Source organism: Limosilactobacillus frumenti DSM 13145 (assembly GCF_001436045.1).
Taxonomy (GTDB): Bacteria; Bacillota; Bacilli; order Lactobacillales; family Lactobacillaceae; genus Limosilactobacillus; species Limosilactobacillus frumenti.
The window spans coordinates 27,134-52,497 of record NZ_AZER01000025.1 but is presented as its reverse complement, the minus strand read 5'-3'; the positions used below and the strand labels follow the sequence as shown (position 1 = coordinate 52,497).

General features: G+C 41.5%; 26 protein-coding genes, 1 tRNA gene and 1 pseudogene. 23 read left to right on the top strand and 5 right to left on the bottom strand.

Annotated elements, in window-relative coordinates; all coding sequences use genetic code 11:
- The first annotated feature begins 12 nt into the window (after nt 1–12).
- The 6 genes and pseudogenes from FD27_RS08145 to FD27_RS08120 all read left to right on the top strand — a co-directional run bounded on the left by FD27_RS08145 (nt 13) and on the right by FD27_RS08120 (nt 4,972).
- Complete coding sequence (locus FD27_RS08145) at nt 13–669, top strand: thiaminase II/PqqC family protein (protein ID WP_057752517.1); 657 nt, start codon at nt 13–15, stop codon at nt 667–669.
- A complete protein-coding gene (gene thiM / locus FD27_RS08140; RefSeq protein ID WP_235803037.1) occupies nt 666–1,460 on the top strand; it encodes a hydroxyethylthiazole kinase in 795 nt (264 codons plus the stop codon). Before FD27_RS08145 ends, thiM begins: the two co-directional genes overlap by 4 nt.
- Nucleotides 1,453–2,262: a bifunctional hydroxymethylpyrimidine kinase/phosphomethylpyrimidine kinase gene (gene thiD / locus FD27_RS08135; protein WP_057752511.1), complete on the top strand. Its 810-nt coding sequence runs from the start codon at nt 1,453–1,455 to the stop codon at nt 2,260–2,262. Before thiM ends, thiD begins: the two co-directional genes overlap by 8 nt.
- A complete protein-coding gene (gene thiE, locus FD27_RS08130; RefSeq protein WP_057752508.1) occupies nt 2,259–2,906 on the top strand; it encodes a thiamine phosphate synthase in 648 nt (215 codons plus the stop codon). The genes thiD and thiE overlap by 4 nt, the downstream gene beginning before the upstream one ends.
- Before the next feature lie 54 nt (nt 2,907–2,960).
- Entirely contained in the window at nt 2,961–4,295 is a 1,335-nt protein-coding gene (locus tag FD27_RS08125) for an APC family permease (RefSeq protein WP_151495775.1), read from the top strand.
- A gap of 30 nt (nt 4,296–4,325) precedes the next feature.
- Nucleotides 4,326–4,972, top strand: a pseudogene (locus FD27_RS08120) (NAD(P)-dependent oxidoreductase).
- Nucleotides 4,973–5,093: 121 nt separating this feature from the next.
- On the opposite strand, the gene brnQ reads toward FD27_RS08120, so the two are convergent.
- Entirely contained in the window at nt 5,094–6,467 is a 1,374-nt protein-coding gene (gene brnQ / locus FD27_RS08115; RefSeq protein ID WP_413230742.1) for a branched-chain amino acid transport system II carrier protein, read from the bottom strand.
- A 571-nt stretch (nt 6,468–7,038) separates the two neighbouring features.
- Here brnQ and FD27_RS08110 point away from each other — a divergent pair.
- Nucleotides 7,039–7,962, top strand: coding sequence for an AEC family transporter (locus tag FD27_RS08110; RefSeq protein WP_057752502.1), 924 nt, complete (start codon nt 7,039–7,041; stop codon nt 7,960–7,962).
- Between the two features lie 62 nt (nt 7,963–8,024).
- Here the strand turns inward: FD27_RS08110 and FD27_RS08105 are convergent, their stop codons facing one another.
- From FD27_RS08105 to deoC, 3 genes are all read right to left on the bottom strand, one after another.
- Nucleotides 8,025–8,309, bottom strand: coding sequence for a hypothetical protein (locus tag FD27_RS08105; RefSeq protein ID WP_057752499.1), 285 nt, complete (start codon nt 8,307–8,309; stop codon nt 8,025–8,027).
- 74 nt (nt 8,310–8,383) lie between these two features.
- Nucleotides 8,384–9,577, bottom strand: coding sequence for a phosphopentomutase (locus tag FD27_RS08100; RefSeq protein WP_057752496.1), 1,194 nt, complete (start codon nt 9,575–9,577; stop codon nt 8,384–8,386).
- 15 nt (nt 9,578–9,592) lie between these two features.
- On the bottom strand, nt 9,593–10,267 hold the full coding sequence (gene deoC, locus FD27_RS08095) for a deoxyribose-phosphate aldolase (RefSeq protein WP_057752492.1): 675 nt from the start codon (nt 10,265–10,267) through the stop codon (nt 9,593–9,595).
- A 189-nt stretch (nt 10,268–10,456) separates the two neighbouring features.
- On the opposite strand from deoC, the gene FD27_RS08090 reads away from it, so the two are divergent.
- The gene (locus FD27_RS08090) at nt 10,457–11,416 is read left to right on the top strand and encodes a DUF3114 domain-containing protein (RefSeq protein WP_057752489.1); all 960 of its coding nucleotides are present in this window, start codon (nt 10,457–10,459) and stop codon (nt 11,414–11,416) included.
- A gap of 47 nt (nt 11,417–11,463) precedes the next feature.
- Here the strand turns inward: FD27_RS08090 and FD27_RS08085 are convergent, their stop codons facing one another.
- Complete coding sequence (locus tag FD27_RS08085) at nt 11,464–12,300, bottom strand: alpha/beta hydrolase (RefSeq protein WP_057752485.1); 837 nt, start codon at nt 12,298–12,300, stop codon at nt 11,464–11,466.
- Between the two features lie 255 nt (nt 12,301–12,555).
- On the opposite strand from FD27_RS08085, the gene FD27_RS08080 reads away from it, so the two are divergent.
- From FD27_RS08080 to FD27_RS08010, 15 genes are all read left to right on the top strand, one after another.
- Nucleotides 12,556–12,765, top strand: a complete 210-nt coding sequence (locus FD27_RS08080; protein ID WP_057752482.1) for a hypothetical protein — start codon at nt 12,556–12,558, stop codon at nt 12,763–12,765.
- Nucleotides 12,766–12,916: 151 nt separating this feature from the next.
- On the top strand, nt 12,917–13,354 hold the full coding sequence (locus FD27_RS08075) for an OsmC family protein (RefSeq protein ID WP_057752479.1): 438 nt from the start codon (nt 12,917–12,919) through the stop codon (nt 13,352–13,354).
- Between the two features lie 2 nt (nt 13,355–13,356).
- On the top strand, nt 13,357–14,370 hold the full coding sequence (locus tag FD27_RS08070) for a lipoate--protein ligase (RefSeq protein WP_057752476.1): 1,014 nt from the start codon (nt 13,357–13,359) through the stop codon (nt 14,368–14,370).
- A gap of 187 nt (nt 14,371–14,557) precedes the next feature.
- The gene (locus tag FD27_RS08065; RefSeq protein ID WP_057752473.1) at nt 14,558–15,889 is read left to right on the top strand and encodes an MFS transporter; all 1,332 of its coding nucleotides are present in this window, start codon (nt 14,558–14,560) and stop codon (nt 15,887–15,889) included.
- A 210-nt stretch (nt 15,890–16,099) separates the two neighbouring features.
- Entirely contained in the window at nt 16,100–16,774 is a 675-nt protein-coding gene (locus FD27_RS08060; RefSeq protein WP_328796892.1) for a YczE/YyaS/YitT family protein, read from the top strand.
- Nucleotides 16,775–16,896: 122 nt separating this feature from the next.
- Nucleotides 16,897–17,172, top strand: a complete 276-nt coding sequence (locus FD27_RS08055; protein ID WP_057752468.1) for a hypothetical protein — start codon at nt 16,897–16,899, stop codon at nt 17,170–17,172.
- A gap of 1,008 nt (nt 17,173–18,180) precedes the next feature.
- Nucleotides 18,181–18,660 (top strand): universal stress protein, encoded by a 480-nt coding sequence (locus tag FD27_RS08050; protein ID WP_057752465.1) that lies wholly within the window; start codon nt 18,181–18,183, stop codon nt 18,658–18,660.
- Between the two features lie 185 nt (nt 18,661–18,845).
- Nucleotides 18,846–19,631: an acetoin reductase gene (locus tag FD27_RS08045; RefSeq protein WP_057752461.1), complete on the top strand. Its 786-nt coding sequence runs from the start codon at nt 18,846–18,848 to the stop codon at nt 19,629–19,631.
- Nucleotides 19,632–19,747: 116 nt separating this feature from the next.
- Nucleotides 19,748–19,835 (top strand) — tRNA-Ser (locus FD27_RS08040).
- 461 nt (nt 19,836–20,296) lie between these two features.
- Nucleotides 20,297–21,292 (top strand): 3-deoxy-7-phosphoheptulonate synthase, encoded by a 996-nt coding sequence (gene aroF / locus FD27_RS08035; RefSeq protein ID WP_057752458.1) that lies wholly within the window; start codon nt 20,297–20,299, stop codon nt 21,290–21,292.
- A gap of 14 nt (nt 21,293–21,306) precedes the next feature.
- Nucleotides 21,307–22,380, top strand: coding sequence for a 3-dehydroquinate synthase (gene aroB, locus FD27_RS08030; RefSeq protein WP_057752455.1), 1,074 nt, complete (start codon nt 21,307–21,309; stop codon nt 22,378–22,380).
- A 13-nt stretch (nt 22,381–22,393) separates the two neighbouring features.
- The gene (locus FD27_RS08025) at nt 22,394–22,780 is read left to right on the top strand and encodes a hypothetical protein (protein WP_057752452.1); all 387 of its coding nucleotides are present in this window, start codon (nt 22,394–22,396) and stop codon (nt 22,778–22,780) included.
- Nucleotides 22,781–22,920: 140 nt separating this feature from the next.
- Nucleotides 22,921–23,817, top strand: coding sequence for a shikimate dehydrogenase (locus FD27_RS08020; RefSeq protein ID WP_057752449.1), 897 nt, complete (start codon nt 22,921–22,923; stop codon nt 23,815–23,817).
- Nucleotides 23,798–24,565 (top strand): type I 3-dehydroquinate dehydratase, encoded by a 768-nt coding sequence (gene aroD, locus FD27_RS08015; protein ID WP_057752446.1) that lies wholly within the window; start codon nt 23,798–23,800, stop codon nt 24,563–24,565. Before FD27_RS08020 ends, aroD begins: the two co-directional genes overlap by 20 nt.
- 220 nt (nt 24,566–24,785) lie before the next feature.
- Complete coding sequence (locus FD27_RS08010; protein ID WP_057752443.1) at nt 24,786–25,349, top strand: hypothetical protein; 564 nt, start codon at nt 24,786–24,788, stop codon at nt 25,347–25,349.
- Nucleotides 25,350–25,364 lie beyond the last annotated feature (15 nt).

Below are 25,364 nucleotides of genomic sequence, written 5' to 3'. Positions count from 1 at the left end.
GATCCGTTAATAATGACATTTGCGACAAGCATTCATCAACAAGTTGCCAATTTATGGCACCAGAGTTTTCACCATCCTTTTATCACCAGGATGGCAAACGGCCAGTTACCGATCCGTAAATTCCGCTTTTACTGCATTCAAGATTATCGCTATTTGGAAGTGTTTAATCACTTACAACGACAAGTAATGGATCAACTGAGTGCTGTCTATTCAATTCCTAATGACCTTTTTGTAATGGATGATTCGCAGCTGGAAATTAAGGAACGGGAGAAGTATTTTCAAGAAATGAAGGTTAGTACGCACGAATACCGGGAGACACCACTAGCGCCAACTACATATGACTACCTCAACCATTTGCGACAAAGCATTGCCGTCTCTTCAGAAGTAGGATTAGCATCTCTATTACCATGCCCATGGCTATATAACGAATTAGCGGAATACTGGCGATATCAACAGAGCCCGCAGCCAATGTATAATCGCTTTTTTCAAACTTATGCTGAAGTAGCAGCTAGTGGGGAAAAGCAAAGGATGATGAGCGCATTAAATACGGTGGCGGATAGTGTTAACAAGGAAATTCGCCAGCAGATGCGACAGGCCTTTGTTCGTAGTAGCTTTTATGAACTGCATTTTTGGCAAATGGCGATGGAGGAAGAGGGGTGGCAACAATGAAGCAATTTGATTGGTCACTAATTGAACGCGTTCGTTCAACCCATCCCCTGGTTCTAATAATTAACAATGCTGTTACCCCACAGATTGTGGCTAACGCGGTGAATTTTATTGGCGCATCGCCAATGATGATTACTGCTCCAGAAGAAGTTCCAGATATGGTTGCTCAAGCGGATGCGATCTGCTTAAACATTGGCACGCTTAATCAAGCACAACAAGAACTGATGACGGCAATTTTGGCCGCCAACCAAGCTTTTCACCGGCCAGTGGTGTTTGACCCGGTAGCGGTAGGGAGTAGTAGTTTTCGACTGAACTGGACTAAGCAGGTTCTGGATCGTTACCCAGTTACCTGTCTACGTGGCAATGCTGGCGAAATGGCAGCTTTATTACACCGCCCATGGCACAGTCACGGTATCGACAGTGGTGAGGGACAAGATAATGTTAGTGAATTGGTTCAAGAATGTGCCCGGCATTTTCACAGTTTTGCCCTCGCTAGCGGCCCCACTGATTATGTGAGTGATGGCATTGATGTTGAGGAATCAACGTTTACTAACCCATATTTTCCCCGGTATGTTGGTACCGGTGACATGTTGTCTTCACTTGTGGCAACTTTCCTGGCAGTTGAAAACAGTCTGCAGGCAGTTTCGACAGCAGTGGGGACTTTTACCTTGTGTGGTCAAAGTTGTCATGACCGGGGATCCCTTACTTGGTTCAACCACTTTAATGATGTTTTAAGTGAAATAACGACAGTAGAAATAACAAAACTATTTGAAAAGAGTGAGCATAATGATTAATGAATTCCCCCAGACATTGACGATTGCTGGTTCAGACTGTGGCGGTGGTGCTGGTATGCAAGCTGATTTGAAAACGATGCAGATGCGCCGTGTTTTTGGGGCGACCGTAATTGTAGCCATCACAGCCCAGAACACCCTTGGCGTCCAAAAGGCATATCCTCTGACCACTGAACAGATCAATGCACAGTTTGCATCAATTGCGGATGACTTTCGGATTCGGGCATGTAAGACGGGGATGCTGGCTGATATTCCGACTGTTCAAATAGTGGCAGAAAATCTCCGTCGCTACGATTTTGGACCATATGTTTTAGATCCCGTAATGGTGGCCAAGGGAGGAGCAAAGTTACTCGCTGATGATGCCATTGCCGAAGTTAAAAGAGATTTGATACCGCTGTGTACTCTTATCACTCCTAACTTGCCAGAAACGGAGAAGCTAACCGGGATCAAAGTTGAACAACCTGAACAAATGAAGGAAGCTGCTCGACAACTTCAATCTATGGGAGCTAAAAACGTGTTAGTGAAGGCTGGCCATTTTAACGATCCTGACTATGCCACTGACTACGTGCTCTTAGCTGATCAACGTGACTTTTGGATGAAGGCCAAACGGGTTCACACAAAACGGACCCACGGCACTGGGGATACGATTTCTTCCTGTATTGTTGCGGAATTGGCTAAGGGTAAGCCAATAGAAGAAGCCATAAAAATTAGTAAGCAGTTTGTGACTGCTAGTATTGCCAATACCATTCAGATTGGTCATGGCCATGGACCACTCAATCTGTGGGCGTTTGGAGGTGAAAAGTGATGTTTGATCCAGCAATATTACGATGCTACTTTGTGGCCGGGACGCAAGACATTCATCATTCCCCATCTGCCTTACTAGCAAAAGTCACAATGGCATTAAAAAATGGTATTACGGCTTTTCAGTTCCGTGAAAAGGGTTCTAGCCATCTGGATGAAACGGCCAAAATTGAACTTGGCGGCCAGCTTAAACGACTTTGTCAATCATATGGAGTTCCCTTATTCGTTGATGATGATGTGCAATTGGCCCAACAGATTCACGCCGATGGGATACATGTTGGCCAAAAGGATCAACAGGTTGAACAAGTCCTGTCTGCAGTTGGCAGCCAGATGATGGTCGGTTACTCATGTAATACCAGTGAACAGGTTGAGCATGCCAATAAATTGGCCGTTGACTATATTGGAGTGGGGCCAATTTATCCTACTGATTCCAAAGCAGATGCTGATCCGGCAATTGGGCCACAACAGTTGCAAAAACTTGTCCAGTTGAGCAAGCACCCCGTTGTCGCCATCGGCGGGATTAATAATCAAAATTTCGGTGAAGTAGCGAATACTAATTGTGCCGGTGCAGCGGTAATTTCTTATTTGGCGAATAATAACAACCTAAGAGAAGCAATTGATCAAATGAAGACTGCTTTTGAACACTAATTCATTAACGGGAGCGCTATAATTAAGTTAGTAATTGTTATATCGAGGCGCTATATGATGAACAAGCAAACAAATAGTAAAACAGGAACCATCGGGGTGGTTGGTGCCACCGCAATCGGCGTGGGCGGCATGATGGGTGCTGGCCTGTATACATTGTTAGGACTAGCGGCCAAGTCGGCTGGCGTTTGGTTACCAGTGGCTTTCTTGATTGGTGGCTTAGTGGCCGCTTTTTCGGTGTACTCCTATTCTAAGCTTGGAATGAAGTATCCCGATCGTGGCGGCGCAGCCCAATTTTTAGTCAAAGGATTTGGCGATGGCCTCCTTGCCGGTGGATTAAATGTTTTCCAGTATTTTGGCTGGATTATTGCAATGGCGCTCTATGCAACGGGTTTTGCTGAATATGCTTGTCAATTAATGGGTCGGCAAAATAATGACTGGCTTGGCAAAATGATTAGTATTGGCATTGTCATTGTGGTTGTCATCCTAAATTTGTTTGGCTCACAGCAAGTGGCCCGTGCGCAAACCGCTATTATTGCATTTGAATTAATCATTTTACTGGCATTCATTGGTGTGGGTTTGAGCCAGGCCCATATGGCGCCAATGATGACTTCGACTGTTCATGGCGGGATATTGGGTATTTTGTCAGCGGCAGGACTACTGTATGTTACCTATGAAGGTTTTGGGGTGGTCACTAATGCCGCGGGCAATATGAAGAATCCGCAGAAGCAATTGCCCATGGCCCTCTTCCTATCTTTAGGAATAGTAATGGCCATTTATATTATTGCAAGTGTAGTTGTTATTATGACGATTGGTGTTCATGGTGCGATCGCTAACCAAGGACACGTCCTGGCCATTGCTGGGAAGGTGCTATTTGGTAAAATTGGGATGGTCTTAATTAGTATTGCTGCGTTAGTAGCGACGGCATCTGCTGTTAATTCAACGATGTTTGGTGATGAGAATCTAGCAATTCGGATTGCTAAGATTGATGAAATCCCACCGAAGTTTGGGGCAATGACCAAGATTGGCGGTACTTGGGGATTGTTCTTTACCTCATTAATGGTCTGCTTATTTGTCGTCATTTTTCCATTGGCATCAGTTGGTGAAATGGCTAGTCTGGCTTTCTTACTGGTCTATGCAATGGTTAATGTTGGTCATTTGCGCTTAATTAGACAGACAGGCGCAAACCGGTGGCTGCTGATTGGCTCAATCATTCTTAATTTTGCTTTGTTTGCGCTGTTATTTGCTCAAACCATTATCAATGGTGAAGTGTTAACGTGGCTGTCAGTCATTGCTTTATTGATTATTAGTTTTGGTGTCGAGTTTACCTGGCGTAAATGGAACCATCAGGACTTGGCTTGGATAGTCTCGGTCAAACAAGATCATCGTTAGGATCGACCTTGAATTAAGGAGGAAATCATAATGACAAAAGTCGGAATTATTGGTGCTTCAGGAATGGCAGGACAAGCCATTTATCACCTGGCGACGCTGACCAGTGGGCTTACAGTTACTGGAATAGTTCGTCATGAAAAACGAGCAAAGGAAGTTTTAGGAAATAGTGCCCAGTTGATCGTTAAAGATGTTTTAGCCCTGGATAACCAGCAGCTAGCAAAATTTGACGTATTGGTAGATGCTTTTAACCCTGGCCCTCAGCATGCGGAGCAGCAAGTAACGTTGGCTCAAAAGCTGGTTCAAGTTGCGGCTAATACTAATATGCGATCATCTTTATCCTGGGAGCAGGCAGCTTATTAACAGGACAAGACCGGCACCGCTTTGTTGACGATATTGCAAAGGTACCAGGTGCTGATAAATGGATTAATACACCTAAGCAGCAATTTAAGGAATTAGAATACCTGGCAACGGTAAACAATGCGGATTGGCTTGGCATTTCGCCATCGATGACCTTTGAAGAGGGCCCTGCTACTGGTTATGTTATTGGTGGGGATGACCTTTTATTTGACGACAAGGGAGCGTCGAAAGTTACTTCAGGCACCATGGCAAAACTGATTGTCAATGAAATTGTGAAGCCACAACACCACCGTGAACGGATCACCGTTATTAACGCATAAATATAGAAATGCTACAGCACAGTACGAAAGGGCTCTAGTGTTCAATCCGAACGCTAGAGCCCTATTTATATTTGCGGGGGCGTGAAGAAAAAGACATAAATGGTTTCTGTCACGGCTCCTTTTATTGGTTCTTCTCTAAAGAACTATTAACTGCTTTTTGATGATTAAAAAAGTGACAAGTTAATCCCAGTAGCATTCCAGCAATCCCAAAACTCAACCATCCGAAGCCATTGTTAAAGAATGGGAAGTAATGTTGAGCAAATCCTAACAATCCTTGGGTAAATGCCCAATTATGAATGGAAGCAGGTAATGCATTCAGCATGTCAAAGAAAGCCGGAATTAAAGTTAACCCAGTAGTAATGCGGTAAACTAATGGGTCGTTGTGAAAGAGGGGTGAAGTGATCCCGAGAATGATTAAGGTAATTGCTAAAGGATACAAGAACATGAGAACTGGTGTCGACCAAGCAATAATTTGATTCAGTCCCAAGTTAGCAATCGTGAATGAAAGCAAACAGTTGAAACGCAGGAAAGCTTTATATGAAATCCGGGGGAAACGACGATGAAAATCTTGGGAGAAGGCAATTACCAAGCCCATTGCACTTGTCATACAGGTAATAGTGGCCAAGGTGGCTAACAACGCGTCACCAGTAGCTCCCATGTAGTAATGGGCAATTTGTGCTAACGTGGTGCCGCCATTGGCAGCTAACTTAAAGTGGTGGAGGCTAGTGGCACCGAGCCAGGTCAGGCTTAAGTAGATTAAGCCAATACCAGCTAAGCCAATCATGCCGCTTTTGGCAGTTGCTAGGGAAATGGTTCGTTGCTTGTGGATGCCAAATGATTTAATGGCCGTAATAACAGTAATTCCAAAGGCCAGTGAAGCTAAGCCGTCCATTGTGTTATAGCCCTGCAGAAAACCGTTTGAGAAAGCAGCGTGGAGGTAAGGCGTAGTTAATGGCGTATTTTCAGTCGTCCCCATTGGATTTAAGAAAGCGAGTAAGAAAATGGATAATAATAACAGGAGAAAAAGGGGATTCAGCAATTTACCAATGAGGGTGGTAATCCGCCCTTGTCGGGTAGAGAAGTAGTAGGTTAGCCCAAAGAAGATTGCAGAATAAATCAATAAGCCAATGGAGTTATTACTCGCCGATAAATGGGGCGCAATGCCAATTGTATATGGAACTGTCGCTGTCCGGGGAGTAGCAAATAATGGTCCTAAGGTGGCGTGAATTAAAATTAGAAAAATTAAAGCATAACGGCGGCCATTAGGTTTTGCCAGGTCATAAATACCATTTGAGCGGGTAATACTAATCGCCAGTAAAGCCATTAGCGGAATTAAAACACCAGAAATCAGAAAGCCACTACTCGCGGTTAACCAGTGAGCACCTGCCATTTGTCCGAGATGAACAGGAAAAATTAAATTACCAGCACCAAAGAGCATCCCAAAAATTAGTGAAGCAGTAATAATTGTTCGTTTAAAATTCAACTTGTCACTCATCATAATTACCATTCCTTTGTAAAAATTTATCGAATAACGGTATGAAAAAAGCGCCCTCCTTAAGCAATTGCTTAAAAAGGACGCTTGCGCGTGTTACCACCTTTATTCATACCACCATCACTAGTGATACCTTACCCCGTACATGATAAATCAGATACGTTGGCGCTGTAACGGGCGCTCCCGACTAAGACTCCTCAATGTCGCCCTAGTCACTCATAGGCTACTTTCGTTTAATTATCATTTGCCTAACTTGCACTTACTTAGGCTCGCTGCGTAATGATAAGAAAATTACTCTCCTATTCACTGTGTTTCAAAACCGTTATTTGATGTTGCAATTAATATAAGGCGGTGAAAAACAAAAGTCAAGAGATTTTTCTGAGAAACTTATAATTAATTTTTAAAGATTTAAAGACGTAATCACCATCATCAATAGGTATTAACGCTTAATAATAAATATTAATAACAGTAGCTTCTTATTTTTCTAATCAATTTATAATTTTCTATTTACTTTTTAATATAATTTGGCAAAATAGAACTCAATTCCTGCATAAGCAGAGAGGAGATTGAAAATATGCTAGTTACCCTTGTTTTTGCATTGTTGCCAATTGTCGTTACCATTGGTTTGGGTATTCTAGCCGGCAAAGTAGGTGACTTCGACAGCCATGATAGTCAACAACTTACGCGACTAGTTTTACGTTATGCATTACCAATGAGTATTTTTGCTGGAATTTTAAAAACACCACGGAAAGTGATTATTGCGGATATTCCATTGGTTGTATGGATTCTAGTCGGGATGATTGGTGCTTACTTTGTCTTTTGGCTCGTGATGCGGGCTAGCAAAGTGGAACGTCCAGTCGCTATCCTCCGCTCGATGTCCTTAGCAGCACCATCAGTACCTTTTATTGGTTCGGCGGTTTTACCACTGCTGTTCGCTGAATCAGTTGCTGCCATTGATATTGGGATCTCCAGTCTGTTAATGAACGTTATTTTAGTACCAGTTGTGTTTTGGCAAATGTCTTTAGTGAAGGGCGAAAATGATTCCTTAGGGCGACGCGTTTTGCGGACCCTTAAGCAACCATTGGTTTTTTCAGCTTTGTTAGCATTTATTTTAGCTTTATGTGGTTGTCAGCTGCCAAAGTTACTGGTACCTACTTTCACCACGCTTGGCCAAAGCGCAGGTGGGTTAGCAATGTTTGCTACCGGGATCATTCTATTCAGTCATGAGCTGAAGTTGACCAAACAAATTGCTGTCAATGTCTTTTGCCGTAATTTGTTAGTCCCACTAGTAATTTGGGGATTGATGTTAGTATTTAAGGTTCCAACTGAACTAGTTAAAGTAGTTGTTGTCACCTTAGCAATTCCAACCGCGGCAATTCCAACTATTTTGGCTATTCGTTACCGGGTTAATGAAACAGAAATTGCGGCAACCCAGTTTTATTCAACGGTGTTTGCTATTGTGACGATGGCCTTCTTCATGTTAATGGTTAAATTTTAATATTCAGCAAATAAAAGCGCCAGTTAACTGTATTTGCAGTTAGCTGGCGCTTTTATCAAGAATTAATACTTTTCTGTCGTCCATTTATTAATTCGCCGTAAGTTAATACGAAATCCTTTCACCGCATTATTTACCCAGCGATCAATGACCGTTTTACCAATGCTCAATGGACGTGAAATAGTTTCAGCGTAAGTATTCAGATATAAGTCACCATATTGATCTAAATGACCGAAGGGATGGTGGTTGATTTTAAACACGTAGTTAATTTCACCCTTATTTTCTGGATCAATCTCAACCTTGTCTTTTTTCATTAACTTCAACAATGCTTTAATTGTCATTGCTTTCATTATCAGACTTCCCTTCCTATAGACTCTAATTCCATTATAGAGGCGGAAAGGAACGGTGTTAAATAGGATGGCCCTTATTTGTTGCTGATTTGGTCGTAGAAACTGGTCCCCAGTTCAGCTGGGACATTAAAGTTGTCCAATATCGTAGCACCTAGGTCGGCAAAGGTCGAACGGGTTCCTAGTGATTGACCACTATTTTTCATTGATGGGGAATATGCTAACAACGGAACGTTTTCCCGGGTATGGTCGGTTCCGCGGAAACCGGGGTCGTTTCCGTGGTCAGCAGTGATCATTAGGAGGTCGTCGGGCTTCATTTCATCAAGGACCGTCCCAAGTCGCTGATCAAAGTCCATTAAGGCTTGCCCAAAACCAATTGGATTACGACGGTGACCATACATGGCATCAAAGTCAACGAGGTTAGTAAAGCAAAAACCAGTGAAGTTCTGTTTCATGACTTCATCGACGTGGTCCATCCCGTCCATATTGCTTTCGTTATGGAAGGCTTGATCGATCCCAGAACCGGAGAAAATATCGTTGATTTTACCGATAGCAATCACTTTATAACCGGCGTCATGAAGACGGTTGAGGTCGGTTTTACCAGTTGGCTTCAGGCCAAAGTCATGCCGGTTCGCAGTCCGGGTAAAGTGGTCTTTGTCTGGTCCAATATAAGGACGGGCAATAACCCGACCAACAATATACTTTGGACCATTCAGTAAGGTCCGCGCGTATCGACAGATCTTGTATAGTTCTTCCACGGGGATGATATCTTCGTGAGCAGCAATTTGCATCACAGAATCGCCAGAAGTATACAGGATTAATTCACCAGTCTTCATTTGTCGTTCACCGTAATCATGGATGATTTGGGTGCCGGAATAAGGCTTATTGACGATTACCTTACGACCAGAGAAGTGTTCAATCTTATCAATGATTTCTTGTGGGAAACCGTTGGGGAAGAAGGAGAGCGGCTTAGTAACGGGGAGCCCCATCATTTCCCAATGACCATTCATACTGTCCTTACCAGTTGAGATCTCAGCCATTTTACCAAAATCACCGATTGCCGGATTAGCAACTGGTACGCCTTCAATTGGGGTATTGCGCAAGTTACTGAGACCAAGTTTAGCTAAATTTGGTAAATGCAACTTTCCCTGATAAGCCTCACCCACGTGGCCTAAGGTATCAGCACCAACATCATCAAACTTAGCGGCATCGGCAGCAGCACCAGTTCCCACTGAATCCATTACAATTACAAAGACCCGTTTATAAGCCATTATGATCACTCCTCATTATTGTTGTGCAGCTTCTTGAAGAATTTTAACAGCGGCCGAAACACCTAAACGGTTAGCGCCGGCTTCAATCATGGCGTATGCTTCTGCCAAACTGTGGATACCACCGGCAGCCTTGATCTTAAAGTCGGGACCAACAGTTTGCCGCATTAGTTTGACGTCCGCGACCTTCGCTCCAGCGGTGGAGAAGCCAGTAGAAGTTTTAACAAAGTCAGCACCGGCCTTAACAACCAGCTGGCAAGCCTTAACTTTTTCTGCATCAGTTAATAGGCAGGTTTCAATGATGACCTTCAAAATTTTACCGTGGGCGTGAGTCGCTTCGACAACCGCGCGAATATCATGTTCTACCGCTTGGTCGTGCCCACTTTTGAGTTCACCAATATTAATCACCATATCGATTTCATCGGCACCATCGGTCAGGGCTTGTTTCGTTTCAAACACTTTGCTGGCGGTGGAAGTGGCTCCTAATGGGAAGCCAACCACGGTGCAAGTGTTGACAGTTGTTCCAGCTAATCCTTCGTGGACCCGGTGAACCCAGTAGGGATTAACACAAACGGAAGCGGTATTGTAGTGCCGGGCTTCAGCGATTGTCTGGTCAATCATGTCCGCAGTAGCGTCAGGTTTCAGCATCGTATGATCCATGTATTTAGCTAATTCGGCTTGGCTTAATTTCATCTTCAAAACCCCTTTGTGAATGCGCTTTCATAATATACACTCATAGCTTATCAAGAATAAGGGATGAGGTCCAGTTAATTTATGCATAATTTATGAATTGCTGTCAAATTATTGATAAAACCTGGCTAATAACCAACAAAATTTTCATTTTTACTAGGTAAAATTGAGTAAAAGCGAGGTGATTGGGGAATGCTGACAATTGAACAAGCTTGGCACCAAATCCACGCAATGTCGGGTTCGCCAGGTCAACGATTAGAACTACTGCTTAATGATTATTTCCATGTTAAGGTTGATCGTTTTGGTTTTCTTCAATTAACAACTAATCTGGTAGAGCCTGATACGGAGATATCACCCTTAGCGCCATTTTTTCGTCAATTTCGTAGTCAGGTTCGCCAGGTTTATCCAACAACAAGTGGATTACGGGTAGACGAACTGGGACATAAAATTCACTTATTTCGTGCTTATCTGGATTTGTTTTATTTGAACTATCTTCATAGTTACCGCGGCCACACAGATTATGAACGTTTGTTGAACTTTGCTAACGACCACCAATTGAAATTGGACTACTCAACCAACGCCCGTTATCATAATCGTTATCAAAAGGATTTTGCCTACCCACAACACATGAAAGTTCAGTTAGTACGTAACTCTTGGACGTGGCATGAAAGTCCAGCTCGAATGATTGAATTGATCATTGATATCGATAGCGAACAGTTCGTTAGCGAATGGCAACAGTATCAATGGACAGCTAACGGCCGGGTAATCAGTGATCCTGTTAAATATCGGGAGGAACAATTGGCAGAGATTGCCAATACGGAATCGTTTAATTATGGTATTCCCCATGGTCAATACTGTTTATGGCCGCAGGATCGGCGGAGTCACCAGTACCTCGACGTTCGTCAACCGCCGGATAATCAGCTTCGGCGCCGGGCTAAACAACGGTGGCAGACACCACAACGGAGGGTATACATTGACTTAGTACGGACGGGTGATGACGATGTGCGTTGTTGGCAAGGGGTGCCACTGGCTACTAGACCATTGCTATATCATGATTTTTTGCATTATTACCATCGCTATCACGGACCTAACTGGGGAATTAATCATTACTGTCGATCTACCATTCGTTATCAGCATTTTGCCGTTAAATAAAGAAGACGGTCCAAACTGATTTTGGACCGTCTTCTTTATTTCAGTATTTAGTAACGGCGTTTATTAATCCACCGAATAATTTCATCATAGATTTCCCACTTCCGATTAGTTTCATTGAGAATTTCGTGCATGAGAAATGGGTAGACATGGAGTTCCTTATCTTCAGAAGAGATCATTGCGTAGGCGTCCAGTGAATCTTGGTAATTGATCAAACCATCTTTTAACCCCTGGAGATAAAGAATTGGGTCAGTAATATCTTGTAAATGATCACGCAGGTACATGGCCCCATCCATAATACCGTGACGCATGATCCCCACAGTTAACTGGTGGAGAACCGCTGGATTATGAATGTACTTGTCAACTACTCGTTGATCGCAATCGAGACCGCCATTGATGGCATTTGGAATTTGGTCATGGTCATCGCCAGTTAAAGGACCGCCTAGCACTTTACTTGGTCCCTTTGCAATCGATACGGGATCAGTCACAATTAAACCATCCACGGTATTTGGATACTTGGCACCATACAAGAGAACCGTTTCTCCGCCCATACTGTGGCCGACCACAAACAGTGGTAAGTCTGGGTATTCATTTTTAACTTGTTCAACAATAATTTTGAGGTTGTCATACAGATCAGCTGGTGATTTCATATAACCACGCTCGCCTTCTGTTTCACCGTGACCAAGTTGATCATAGCGGAAGACATTGCAATCGTGTTTGACAAGGTAACTTGCTAGGGGATCAAAACGTTTGGCGTATTCAGCTAATCCATGGACAACAATAACGTTGGCTTGGGGTGTTGGAGCCAAGTTCGTAATGGTATGGAGCTGTAAATCAGGCGTATTTGAATCGATCATCTTTTCAATTTGTTCACTATAAAAACTCATTCAATAAGTAACTCCTCAGTACTGCCTATTATGTAAGCGATTACAAAAATAATAAAACTCCTGATGTTAAAAGGTCAATTAAAATCTGTAAAATTATAAAAACTGTAATCAGGCGGATCTAACCAATTAGCAATTACTAACGGCCCAGGAGAATAACTACACCTACTTATTTGATAAATTTATTGAATAATTAGAGAAAGAGTGTTCATTAACTTGAAAAAAGATTACAATAGAGTATGAAAGGAAGCATGAATCATGGAAATTAATGAAGATGCTCTTAAGAACTTCCAAAACTCGAAGTTTGATTTTGTTGATGCAAAGGGTAACGATGTTGACTTCAGTAATCTGAGCGACGACGTAAAGTACACTTTACGTGACGGCAAGGAAATTGTTGAAGACAACATGAGTGCCAAGGACGTTGTTGACACAATCAACAATGAGTATGGCAAGGAACTCAATGTCTGATTCATTACCTGATCTGCTAACTTTCGGAACCTTCCCAGCAATTAAGTGGGAAGGTTCTTTTTGTTTTAATTGATATTCCTAAATAATAGACAATTCTCCCTCATTAGACTAGTATTACAAATGTAAACGCTTAATTAAGGAGGAAACCATCATGAGCGAGAAGGCACTATATCATACCGTTGTCGAAAATCGAGTCGGTATTCATGGCCCGGTTAAAGTTGTTTCTGGTGGGAATTTACAATTAACTACAGCTAACCCAATTTCAGGTGATCCAGGAACTAATCCGGAACAGATGATTGGATTGGCACTAGCAACTTGTTTGAACGCAACGATTGAAGCTGATGAACATCGACGGGGATTAAAACACGAGAGCAGTGTCCAGGTCGGCATCACAATGTTGACTGATGATCCCGGCTTTCAATTCAAACTAGATGCCCAGGTAATAATTCCGCAGGTTGATCGGCAAACGGCCCACGCGATGTTGGCACGTGCTGAAAAACGGTGTCCAGTCGCTAAACTACTGCAAGATAGCTCTAACGTTACCGTTCACTTAGTCGATCACTTTGATTTTACAAATGAGAAGGCATAAAAATGAAATATTTGGTTACTAGTAATCGTGATATTAGATATAACTTGGCTTTGGAAACTTATTTGATGGAGCATGCTGACTTGGCAGAGCCAATACTGTACTTCTACATTAATTCGCCTTGCATTATCTTGGGGCGTTATCAAGATGCATACGAAGAAATTAATTTAGATTACGTCAAGAAACACAACATTATTGTCACGCGGCGAACTTCTGGTGGTGGAGCTGTTTATGATGACTTGGGCAATGTCAGCTTTAGCTTTATCACTAAAGATGATGGTGACTCAGTTGGTAACTTTCGTAAATTTACTGAACCAGTCATTGAAGCCCTTCATGAAATGGGTGCCCACAATGCTCAATTAGCGGGTAGAAATGACTTACAAATTGACGGCAAGAAATTTTCTGGCAATGCAATGAAAACGACCAATGGACGGATGTTCTCTCACGGTACTTTGATGTACGATGTTGATTTAGACGTGATTGGTAAGGCTCTAGATGTCCCAGCAGATAAGATTGCCTCGAAGGGGATTAAGTCGGTTCATTCGCGGGTGACGAACCTAAAGCCTTACTTTGCTCCCCAATACCAGTCATTAACGATTGAACAATTTCGCGATACTTTAGCGAAAAAGATTTTGGGTGTTGATGATTTAGCGCAAGCTCGAGAATATGTCTTAGATGATCAAACTAAACAACGAGTAGAAGAGTTAAATCAAAAGGTTTATTCGAACTGGGATTGGATCTATGGAAAATCACCTGAATCAGCTATTCAACACCGTCAGCATTTTGCTCAAGGAACCGTCGACTTTCGCTTGCAAATTGATAATGGTCGAATTAAATACTTAAAGACTTATGGGGATTTCTTTGGTCAACGAAAGATTGATGAATTTGAACAAGCCCTCATTGGGGTCCGGTATGACCGTCAAGCGGTGGAGAAAGCCCTCCAACCGCTCCAATTAAGTAACTATTTTGGTAAGATTAGTAAACAGCAGATTGTTGATTTATTAATGCGCCAAGAATAAGTAAAATTTTACTATTTGAGAGCACTTTCTTTATTTTGTGTTTATTTATGGTTAATTATGAAAGCTATTAGAATAAAAAGGGCGTTTTAAACCCATTTTTGTAATATAATTAAATCGTGCACAAAAACTGATATAGCAACATAGTAACCGCTTACTATGGATCGCTAAAATTAGGAGATGAAAATAAGTGCTTTCATTCTTAAAACCACGGCATAAACCAGCGGTACCTGCAGACCAAGCTAAACAAAAGTTTACTGCATACAAGTGGATGTCCTTGGTCGGGGTATTTATTGGTTATGCCGCTTTCTATATTGTTCGGAATAACTTTACGCTGTCGACGCCGAATATTAAGGCAACTCTGGACCTGTCAAAGGGTCAAATTGGGATGCTGTCTAGTTGCTTATTGATCGCCTATGGATTAGGTAAAGGGGTCATGAGTGCCTGGGCTGATAAGGCGGATCCAAAACGATTCATGGCCACTGGGTTAATTGCCTGTGCCATCATGAGTATGTGTCTCGCCGCGTTTGGTCATAATTTAATTTCATTAGCTATTATTTTGATTTTGCTTGGCCTTTTCCAGGGAATGGGGGTTGGACCTTCATTCATTATCTTGTCGACCTACTTTGACAAGAAACAGCGTGGCTTCATTACTTCCATCTGGAACTGTTCACACAATGTTGGTGGGGGATTAATTTCACCATTGGCTGGCTTTATGTTGGGAATGGTTGGTGCTGCTCACTGGCGTTTTGCAATGTACGTCTTTCCAGCATTAGTTGCGATTGTGATCGCCTGCTTAGTCCTCTGGTTAGTTAAAGGTCGTCCACAAGAAGAAGGGCTTCCTCCGCTGCCAGAAACCAAGGAACAGGAAAAAGGCATTGACTACAAAGATCTGTCATCTTGGCAAATTTTGACCCAATATGTCTTTAATAACCCTGGTGCTTGGCTGGTTTCCTTCATGGATACCTTCGTTTACATGATTCGGTTCGGGATCTTAACGTGGATTCCAATTTTCCTGATTCAGGCGAAGGGCTTCACGCACAGTCAAATGATGGTTGCCTTTGCTTTCTTCGAATGGGCTGCCATTCCATCAACCCTGTTAGCCGGGATCATTTCTGATAAGCTCTTCAAGAGTTACCGGATGCCACCGGCAATCATTGCCTTGGTACTGATTATCTTCTGCATCTTAGGTTACTGGAACGGTAAATCAGTTACTTCAGTTACGATTTACGCAGCCTTAGCTGGTTGCTTGGTTTACATTCCACAATTCTTGGACTCTGTTCAGACTATGGAAGTTGTTCCACCATTTGCTGTTGGTTCAACTGTTGGTCTTCGTGGATTCATGTCCTATGTTTTAGGTTCGACGTTAGGAACCAGTCTTCTTGGCTGGGCCGTTGATAAGTATGGCTGGAATGCCGGCCTGGTATTGCTGTTAGCCGCTACCGCTGGCTGCCTGCTTTGCTCAATCTTCTTACACATCTTTGTATTACGGAAAAAGGCTCAAGCACAAGCCCAAGACTAATTAGTGAGTGCAGACGGATCAGGTAATACTTTCTCATTTGTGCACGTTGTTAATTATTAGTCTGCATTATACTGATTCGTTTGAACCATTATTAAAACACCCCTGTCGTTTAATTAACGGTCAGGGGCGTTTTGGTGTTCCACAATTTAGAAAAAGGGTCTATATTAAACAGGTATGGACTTTGTGAATGCTAGATGGGAAGGATCGTCAGTGAATAAGCAGCAGAACAATTCGATGTCCATCCGGATTTTGGCGTTAGTTGTTGGGTTATTGTTAAATGCATTTGGTAATGGGTTAACGGTGTCAACCACTGTGGGGACTAGTCCGTGGACAGTATCAGAAGTAAATATTGCAGAACTAATTGGGACAACGGTAGGATTACCGATGTTCGTTGTCGGTACATTAACGGCAATTGCCAATCAACTACTTATTCGTCAATGGGATAAGTGGCGCTTCTTTGGCGAAGTAGCTTTTATTGCCTGCTTTTCTTCTTTTGTCGATATTTTTGTGAACTTCTTTAATCATTGTGGGGTGCCCACCTTGCCGTTTATTGTGCGGACTGGTTTGTGTTTCCTGGGTGTAGCTATTTTTTGTTGTGCGATTTCGATCTACCAACGGGCTAATTTAGTCATGCACCCGAATGATGATACGACGAATATTCTGCGGTTCTTATACTGTCACAATAAAGTAGTGGTCGCCCAACTTGTGAACTTTATTCCGCCGATTGTTATCATGGTGGTGACATTTTGCTTGAGTGGCCGTCTTTATGCCATCAATGTTGGGACCCTTTTTGCTTTACTGGCAAACGGACCGTTGATTGGTTTCTTTGACCGCCATATTTGGCATGGATTGAAACATAATTTTAGGGTTAAACAGATGAATTAAGGGTTTATAAATGAGATAAACCGCTTTCTTATCTATTAAGCGTTTCCAAGTAAGCACAATGACTTGGCTAACCAGACCAATAACAAGTATAATAATAAACAGATGTAAGGGGATGGATTAAAATGTCATTGATGAGAAATACGACTGATATTAATAAAACGAGCGAAAAGATTTATTTAGTAACCTTAGTTCGGCGAAGCGCTGATCGGCCAATGTACTTGGATCATATGCTGTATAAGTCTGCCGAAGAAGGTCAAAAGTTCATGGCACGTTTGGTTGAAGCATTTGCCAAAGCGGGCTACCGTGATAAGAAGATTAATGATGATCATTATCAATTAGATAATGGGTTGGATAAAATTAATCTGACTGGTAAAGAACATTCAGTATACAACGCTTAATGATAACTGCTTGTTGTTAATAAGATAGTATCTATTTTGACGACCAGCTTTATCAAATATTAACTCAATGAAAAAGTAGCAAAATAAAGGCCAGCCCTGGTGTACCGGGACTGGCCTTTTTACGCACGTAAAGAAGTGAGCGCATAATTCTTTAAGTTAGTAATTCTTGTAGTTCTGGTCCCCACCAAAGAGTAGATAGCACAAATAGCCCAAAACATATATATAATATACCTAATCCCTTATGATGTTTATCAACTTCATCATTGCTATCAAAAAATATTACCGGCAACGAATTGTAAGTATTAGATTAACTAGTGCTAGTTTAAAAACTGTATCCGGAGAACCGTTAACATATCCACTATATAGTAATGAGGCAGTAACGAAGGGTGATTTTATAGAGAGAATATTTAGATAACGCATACTATTTGATATAAAAAGCGCCAATCGTAGTCAGCACAGAAAAAGTAGCAATATTATTGCTTCACCTAATGAATCAGCTCAATTGTCTTTTTGATTAATCTTTTTACGTGCTTATTAGGCACGACAATGATTAGAATGCTGGTGTACAATTTGGATCAGTTGATTACTTATTCCGCGCTGGCCGGGCATCTGAAAAGATGCTCTTTTTTGTGCCTTAAATTTAAAATTAGGATCCATTTGTTAGAAATAACGCCCAAATTTAAAAAGCCGCTAGCATTTTCAGGTGCTAGCGGCTTCTTTCATAATTTAGCTTAGCAATGTTTTTTGACTAACGTATTTTTAGTTCGATATTCGAGCACTTGCTTACGATCTATCTATTACATATTACTATTATTTGAAGGGAAACTTGAATAAAGACATAAAATTATTCTATGTCATTTTATCAACAATTGTATTTACAAAATTAATAACATGAAGATATTGAGGACTGTACCTTAATATTCTGATAACATACAACTTATGTATTAACATTTATCATGATTTGCATATAATCAGAATTGATGAATAAAGATAAATGAGGTGTTTATAATGAGTTACAAAAATGTTTTAGTAGGAATTGATGGCTCCCGTCCTTCAAAAGAGGCTTTCTATAAAGCAGCTCGGATTGCTAAAAGAGATAATGCTTCATTACATATGCTAAGTGTTATTAATGGTCAACGGTTCCCTGAAAATACACCAAAAGGTTATGGCTTTGCGGATAACAGTATTTATCAACCAGCAGTTGATGAAATGAAGCGTCAACTTGCTGAATTCGAAAAGGTAGCCAAGGATCAAGGCATTTCCGATGTAAAAACAACCGTTATGATTGGTAGTCCAAAGGCAGAATTAGCAACTAAGTACCCTGAAAAGCATGATATTGATATGCTAGTACTTGGTGGTCAAGGATTGAATAGTGTAAGTAAACATGTTCTTGGTTCAACTGCTACTTACTGTGTCCGGGTTGCCAAGTGTGATTTGACGATTGTTAAAACTGATAATGGTAACAAGCTTATGGAAATTAAGTACTAATAATTAGTTGATACAATGTAATAAACACAGGAGTCTCTAGCAAGAAATTGCTGGGGACTTTTTGATTATTTGTCTTACTAAGCCAAAATAATGTACATACATTCATTATTATTCTAAAATTTAGGTAAGCGGTTACAATTAGTAACCATATATTGCGCATGTATTTTGGAAAGGAAGCTTTTGCGATGCGTGAACAAAGAGTAGCAGTTGTTACTGGGGCCGGACAAGGAATTGGTGAAGCAATCGTTCGCCAATTATCGGCAGATGGTTATGACGTCGTTGTTGCTGATTTGAATGGCGAAAATGCTAATAAGGTTGCTGATGACTTGAACAAAACCGGCCATAATGCAGTTGCCGTTGAAGGCAATGTTGCGAACAAAGCTGATCATGAAAAATTTGTTCAAGCTGCTGTTGAACATTTTGGTCGGCTTGACACCTACGTTAATAATGCTGGAATCATGATCGTTAAACCGGTTATGGACATTAATGAGGATGACTTAGAAAAAATCTATAAGGTTAATGTCTTTGGTGATGTTTGGGGAATTCAAGCGGCCGTGACACAATTTAAGAAGCAAAATGATGGTGATAAAGTTCGCAAGATCATCAATGCTTCCAGTGTTGCTGGTCATTTTGGGGATGCACTGATGGCCGCATACGGCAGTACAAAGTTTGCTGTTCGTGGTTTAACTCAGGTTGCTGCCCAGGAATTTGGTAAGCAGCATATTACAGTGAATGCTTACTGCCCAGGTATTGTGGACACGCCAATGTGGAAACAAATTGATAGCGACATGGTCAAACTCATGGGTGGTCAACCAGGAGACTACTGGAAGAAGTTCTCATCAAGTATTTCCGTTGGTAAGCCGGAAACACCACAAGAAGTAGCTGACTTTGTATCCTACTTGGCCTCACCAAAGGCCGACTACATGAATGGTCAAGCTGTTCAAATTGATGGTGGTATGCGGATGATTTAGTTTAGAATTTAATAAGGCAATGAGCACTCTGTCCAATTTAGGATGGAGCTTTTTATGCAGTTCTTTTGAAACGGACAAAAGTGTTATAATACTAATTGTCAATCAAGAGACGAATTGGAGAAGTACTCAAGTGGCTGAAGAGGCGCCCCTGCTAAGGGTGTAGGTCGTGAAAACGGCGCGAGGGTTCAAATCCCTCCTTCTCCGTTTTTTAAGGTATGAGGATACTCACTAGTGATAGGGGTGTCCTCTTTATTTTTTTAATAGGTGGTACTTAACTATGCCGAAATAGTATGGTCTTAACTTTAATAACCAAATTAAAAAATTAAATTTAGATTAGATATTGACAATAGCATTTTAAGAAACTATACTTTAGCCAACATCAAGAAAAGAATTAAGGAGTTCAAATCATGAGTTTTTCTAAAGCATCATTTAGTTACTATTATTATCAACCACGCTAGGGTTCACACCACACAGGTTGCGGGCTCTGGCTTAGTAACCTGTGTGGTTGATAATAACATGATTTACCAACCACGCAGCACATGTGAACACTGTGTGGTTGGATAAACTCCATTTAGCATTTTCATATTTGCTATAAAAAATCCTCACAGTGTTTCAACGCTGTGGGGATATTTTTTTACCAAGAATTTTGAGAAAGAGTGATTGTAATGATTATCGTATTAAAGAATGAAAACGCCCAATTAATGATTAACAAGTTAGAGAAGCATTTTGCTAGTGACCATCAAGTATTTGTTCATAATAATCGAGTTGCTATTCAAGGCGCTCATCCAGCAGATTTGACTGACGAAGAACGCGCACAAGCTAGTCAAATTATTACCGATGTTCCTAAAGCAGTGCAAGCTTCCCGTTTGTTCCATCCGGAAGACACAATTATCAAGACACCACATTCCGTGATTGGTGGCGACCACTTCACTTTAATGGCTGGTCCATGTTCGGTGGAATCAGCTGAACATGTGATGAAAATGGCCAAAGTGGCTAAAGACGCCGGAGCAACAGTACTGCGTGGTGGCGCCTTTAAGCCCCGCACTTCTCCTTACTCATTCCAAGGATTGGGTAAAGAAGGGTTAGTTGACTTGCGAAAGGCCGCTGACCACTTTGGACTGGATGTGATCACTGAAGTTATGGATGATGAACATGTCCCGTTGGTTGAACAGTTTACTGATATTTTCCAAATTGGCGCACGGAACATGCAAAACTTTTCGTTGCTGAAGGCGGTCGGGAAGACCCAAACGCCAGTGATGCTGAAGCGTGGTATGTCTGCAACCGTTGATGACGTGTTGAACGCAACCGAATACATTGCGGCTGGTGGTAATCATCAAATTATGATTGCCGAACGAGGCATTCGGACATTTGATAACAAGTACACTCGCAACACATTTGATGCTGGTGTTATTCCTGTCCTGCAAAAGCTGACTCATTACCCAGTCATTGCTGATCCAAGCCATGCTGCTGGTCATACGGAATTTGTAACACCATTAGCACTTGCCGGGACAGCGGCTGGTGCATCAGGATTAATTGTTGAAATTCATGATGATCCGGCACACGCCTTGTCTGATGGTCCACAAGCACTTCAGCCAGACCAATTTAAGACAATGGTCAAGAAAGTTAATGCCGTTCGTAAGGCACTTCAAGCATTCAATTAAGGAGTAATGTTTTTATGAAAAAGATTACAGTCGCACTAACGAATAAGCATTATGATGTCTTAATTGAAAAGGGACTACTCAATAATGCTGGTAAGTTGATCTCATCTGTTTGGGCACCACGGAAGGTTGCCATTGTGAGTGATGATAATGTCGCCCCATTATACCAGCAACAACTCGCAGACCAATTAACGAATAATGGGTTTACTGTTCATTGTTATCAATTTCCTGCTGGCGAAGCTTCCAAGTCATTGTCACAATTACAAACATTAGCTCAGCAACTAGTGACAGATAATTTTAATCGTGATGACGGAGTGGTTGCCCTTGGCGGCGGGGTGACGGGTGACTTAGCAGGCTTTCTGGCAGCCACCTATATGCGTGGCATCTCTCTAATTCAGGTTCCTACTTCATTATTAGCACAAGTTGATAGCTCAGTTGGTGGTAAAACAGCTGTTGATTTGGGAACTACTAAGAACATTGTAGGATCCTTTTACGAACCAGACTTAGTCTTAATTGACCCCACAACACTGAAGACACTAACGCAGCGGGATTTAGTTGAAGGTTACGGGGAAATTGTTAAGGTTGCAGCAATGACCGGTGGCAACTTCTGGCAACTAATCGAAAAGATTGAAAGTCCCACTGATATTCTTGCTAATGCGATGAGTTTAAGCGAAGGTTCCATCCAATTCAAGGCAGATATTGTTATGGCAGATGAAAAGGAGGGTGGCCAGAGACAACTTTTGAACTTTGGGCACACAATTGGCCATGCGGTAGAAGCATTAGCAAACGGCAAGTTACGTCATGGAGAAGCAGTTAGCATTGGCACAGTCGCTATTTGTCAAGATTTTGAAGAAGCAGGCAAAACTGTGGCAGGAGTAACCGCCAAGATCCGTACTCAATTAGCGGCAGTGGGGCTACCTGTTAGCTCTCCGCTGTTAAGCTCACCACAGATCCTAGATAAAATTAAACACGATAAAAAGAACCACAATGGGCACTTGAACTTAGTCTATATTAAGAAGATTGGCCAACCAGCAATCTTAACAGTTCCAGAAAATCAGATTTCTAATACGTTAAAAGTACCACGGCAGTAAGGAGCAATGAATTATGGTTATGAACTCAATTAAAAACAAAGCAGTCTTAAACAATATTACATGGGTGGAAGGTAATGCGGATTCAACAATCACTAGTCAGCAAATTAAAACGGCCTTACATCATCAACAACCAGTTTGTTTTCGAATTGATGAAGGGGCCCAACAACTAACACCCTTTGAATTTGTTGAAAGAATTAGTCGTCAATTCGACAACTGCTTACATGATTTAACTAAACAGCAAATTCAACACATTAATTTTATTTACCAGCCTCAATGGACGAGTCATTTGAATCATCAGCAGCAAATGATTCTTAGCCGATTAATTCAAGATGCATTAACAGACCTCTTTGGTCAAAGTGTTGTTGCCGATAACATCACAGTTGGCTTTGCTGCCCAGTAAAGCATATTGAGAGAAAAAGATTGATTATTAAATAAGGAGAATTATTATGACAAAACAAGATCGTGAACTAGCAAGACAGGTTGCCGAACAAGAAGTTAAATTAATTTCATCTAATGTTAATGAATTGAGGAGTAAATAAAATGGAACGAATTGATGGGCATACCGGTTTATTTGGTATTTTTGCAACACCAATCAAGCATTCATTATCTCCTAAAATGCACAATAACGCTTTTGCCAAACTCGGTTTAAATGATGTTTACTTGGCATTTGAAGTTGGGCAAGACCAGTTAGCGAACGCGGTTCAATCAATGCGGACTCTTCATATGCGGGGAGCCAATATTTCAATGCCCAATAAACAAGCTATCGTTCCGCTATTGGATAAACTTTCGCCAGCAGCCCAATTAACAGGAACAGTTAATACCGTCGTCAATGATCATGGCGTTTTAACTGGTCATATCACCGATGGAACCGGCTTTATGCAGGCTTTACGGGATGAAGGACTAAATATTTTGGGAGCCAAAATGGTATTAGCCGGAGCCGGTGGTGCAGGGACAGCCATTGCTATTCAAGCAGCGTTAGATGGTGTTGGTGAAATTGCCATTTTTAACCGCCGTTCCGGTGCTAAATGGTCTCAAGCATGTAAAAATGTAGAGTTGATTAATCATCATACGAAGTGCCACGCGACGCTGCATGCATTAGAAGATCAAAGTGATTTCAAACAAGAATTAGCTAGTGCAGATATTTACTGTGATACGACTAGTTTGGGGATGAAACCACATGAAAATGAATCAGTCGTCAACGATCCGACCTGGTTTCACCAACAAATGATTGTTTTTGATGCTGTTTACGCCCCACGTGAAACGAAATTGTTGAAAGTGGCTAAACAAGCCGGAGTGGCTCACCGGTTAAATGGGATCGGAATGATTATTGAACAAGGAGCAGAAGCCTTTCAATTATGGACGGGCAAACAAATGCCAGTTGATTACATTCGCCACCTATTATTTGAGGATGATCAAGTTGCCAAAAATAAAAATTAAAGATTTAGTTTTAGGAGTAGGGAAGCCTAAGATTGCGGTTCCGCTAGTAGGGACTAGCTTACAGTCAATTATCTATGCAGCACATCAAATTGGGCAAAAACCGGCAATCGACCTAGTAGAGTGGCGGATCGATTTTTTAAGTGATCTTAATAATATTGCTAAATTAGTAGATACTGCACATCAATTACAAGCACTGATTGCTCCTCGACCACTATTGATTACCTTACGAACGCAAGTTGAGGGTGGTCATTTTAATGAAGGCGATCAGGCATATGCAAATATTTATCAGGAACTATTGGAGAATCATTGTATGGACTTGATTGACCTTGAAATAACGGCTCACTCATCTGTGGTTATTCAACAGCTCGTAAAATTAGCACATCGGCAGAATGCCAAAGTGATTATGAGTAGCCATGATTTTAAACAAACACCGCCGACTGCGAGACTGACAAGTTGTTTACATCAAATGGAAAGGGCAGGAGGCGATATTGCTAAAATTGCGGTAATGCCTAAGAATACTACTGACATTCTCCGTCTCCTTGAAGTTACTAATGATTATCATCTTAAGGGGAAACTACCATTAATCTCCATGTCGATGGGCCAATTAGGAAAAATTACAAGAATTAGTGGTGAATTATTTGGCTCCTGCATTACATTCGCCAGTTTATCCCAGGCATCTGCACCAGGTCAGATTAGATTGGAATCCATGAAAATGATGATCGATGAGTTGAGTATTAACGACAACTGAACTTTGTGTTTTGAATATGCTTAGTTATTTGAAAAAATCCCCAATGATTAGTCGGGCAAACTAATCATTGGGGATTTTTGTAATTATGTATTGCAGATGGTGGTTGATCATTATTGAAATAAGCAACTTTAATGTCATTTGTGCTATCTCGATGAGAGATATCGTAACAATACTTTTGCAGTATACTAGAGGAGATGTGATGTTAGGGGGAGGATAAACAATGAAACATCAACAAATACTTGCATTAGGGCTGTTACCATTAACAGCCATATGCTTAACAGCATGTGGTAATAATAGTAAGTCGAGTTCAACAAGTAGTTCGTCAAATAGTGCCATTCAACGTTCGGCATCTAATAGTACTAGTAGTTCTAGTAATAATGATGCCTCAGTTAGCCAATTGCAACCTAAACAAGTTGCAGCAGCGGTTTTGACAGCTGGTGCTAAGGATAATGGTGCGTGGAGTAACCTTAAAGATTCGGCAACTAATGGTGATGGCAATTTACAGGTAACCGTTATTTCAAGTGATGGTCCAAAGGTCACGCAAGCAGGGACAGGGACATTCTACATGTTTACTTTGGGTGACCAGACTGGCGGAATGATTAATGGGTACACAATGAGCCCAGATGGGAAAACCATTTACCTTTATAGTGAAGGAACGCATGATTCAGCCGAAAGGACGGTATTGCCATTCAAGACCATTTCAGCTAGTCAGGTAATTCAAATTGCTCATTCCGGGAGTATAAATGACATTGCTGATAATGCAAAAATTACTGCTGATAATTAGTATCAACATTTTAAA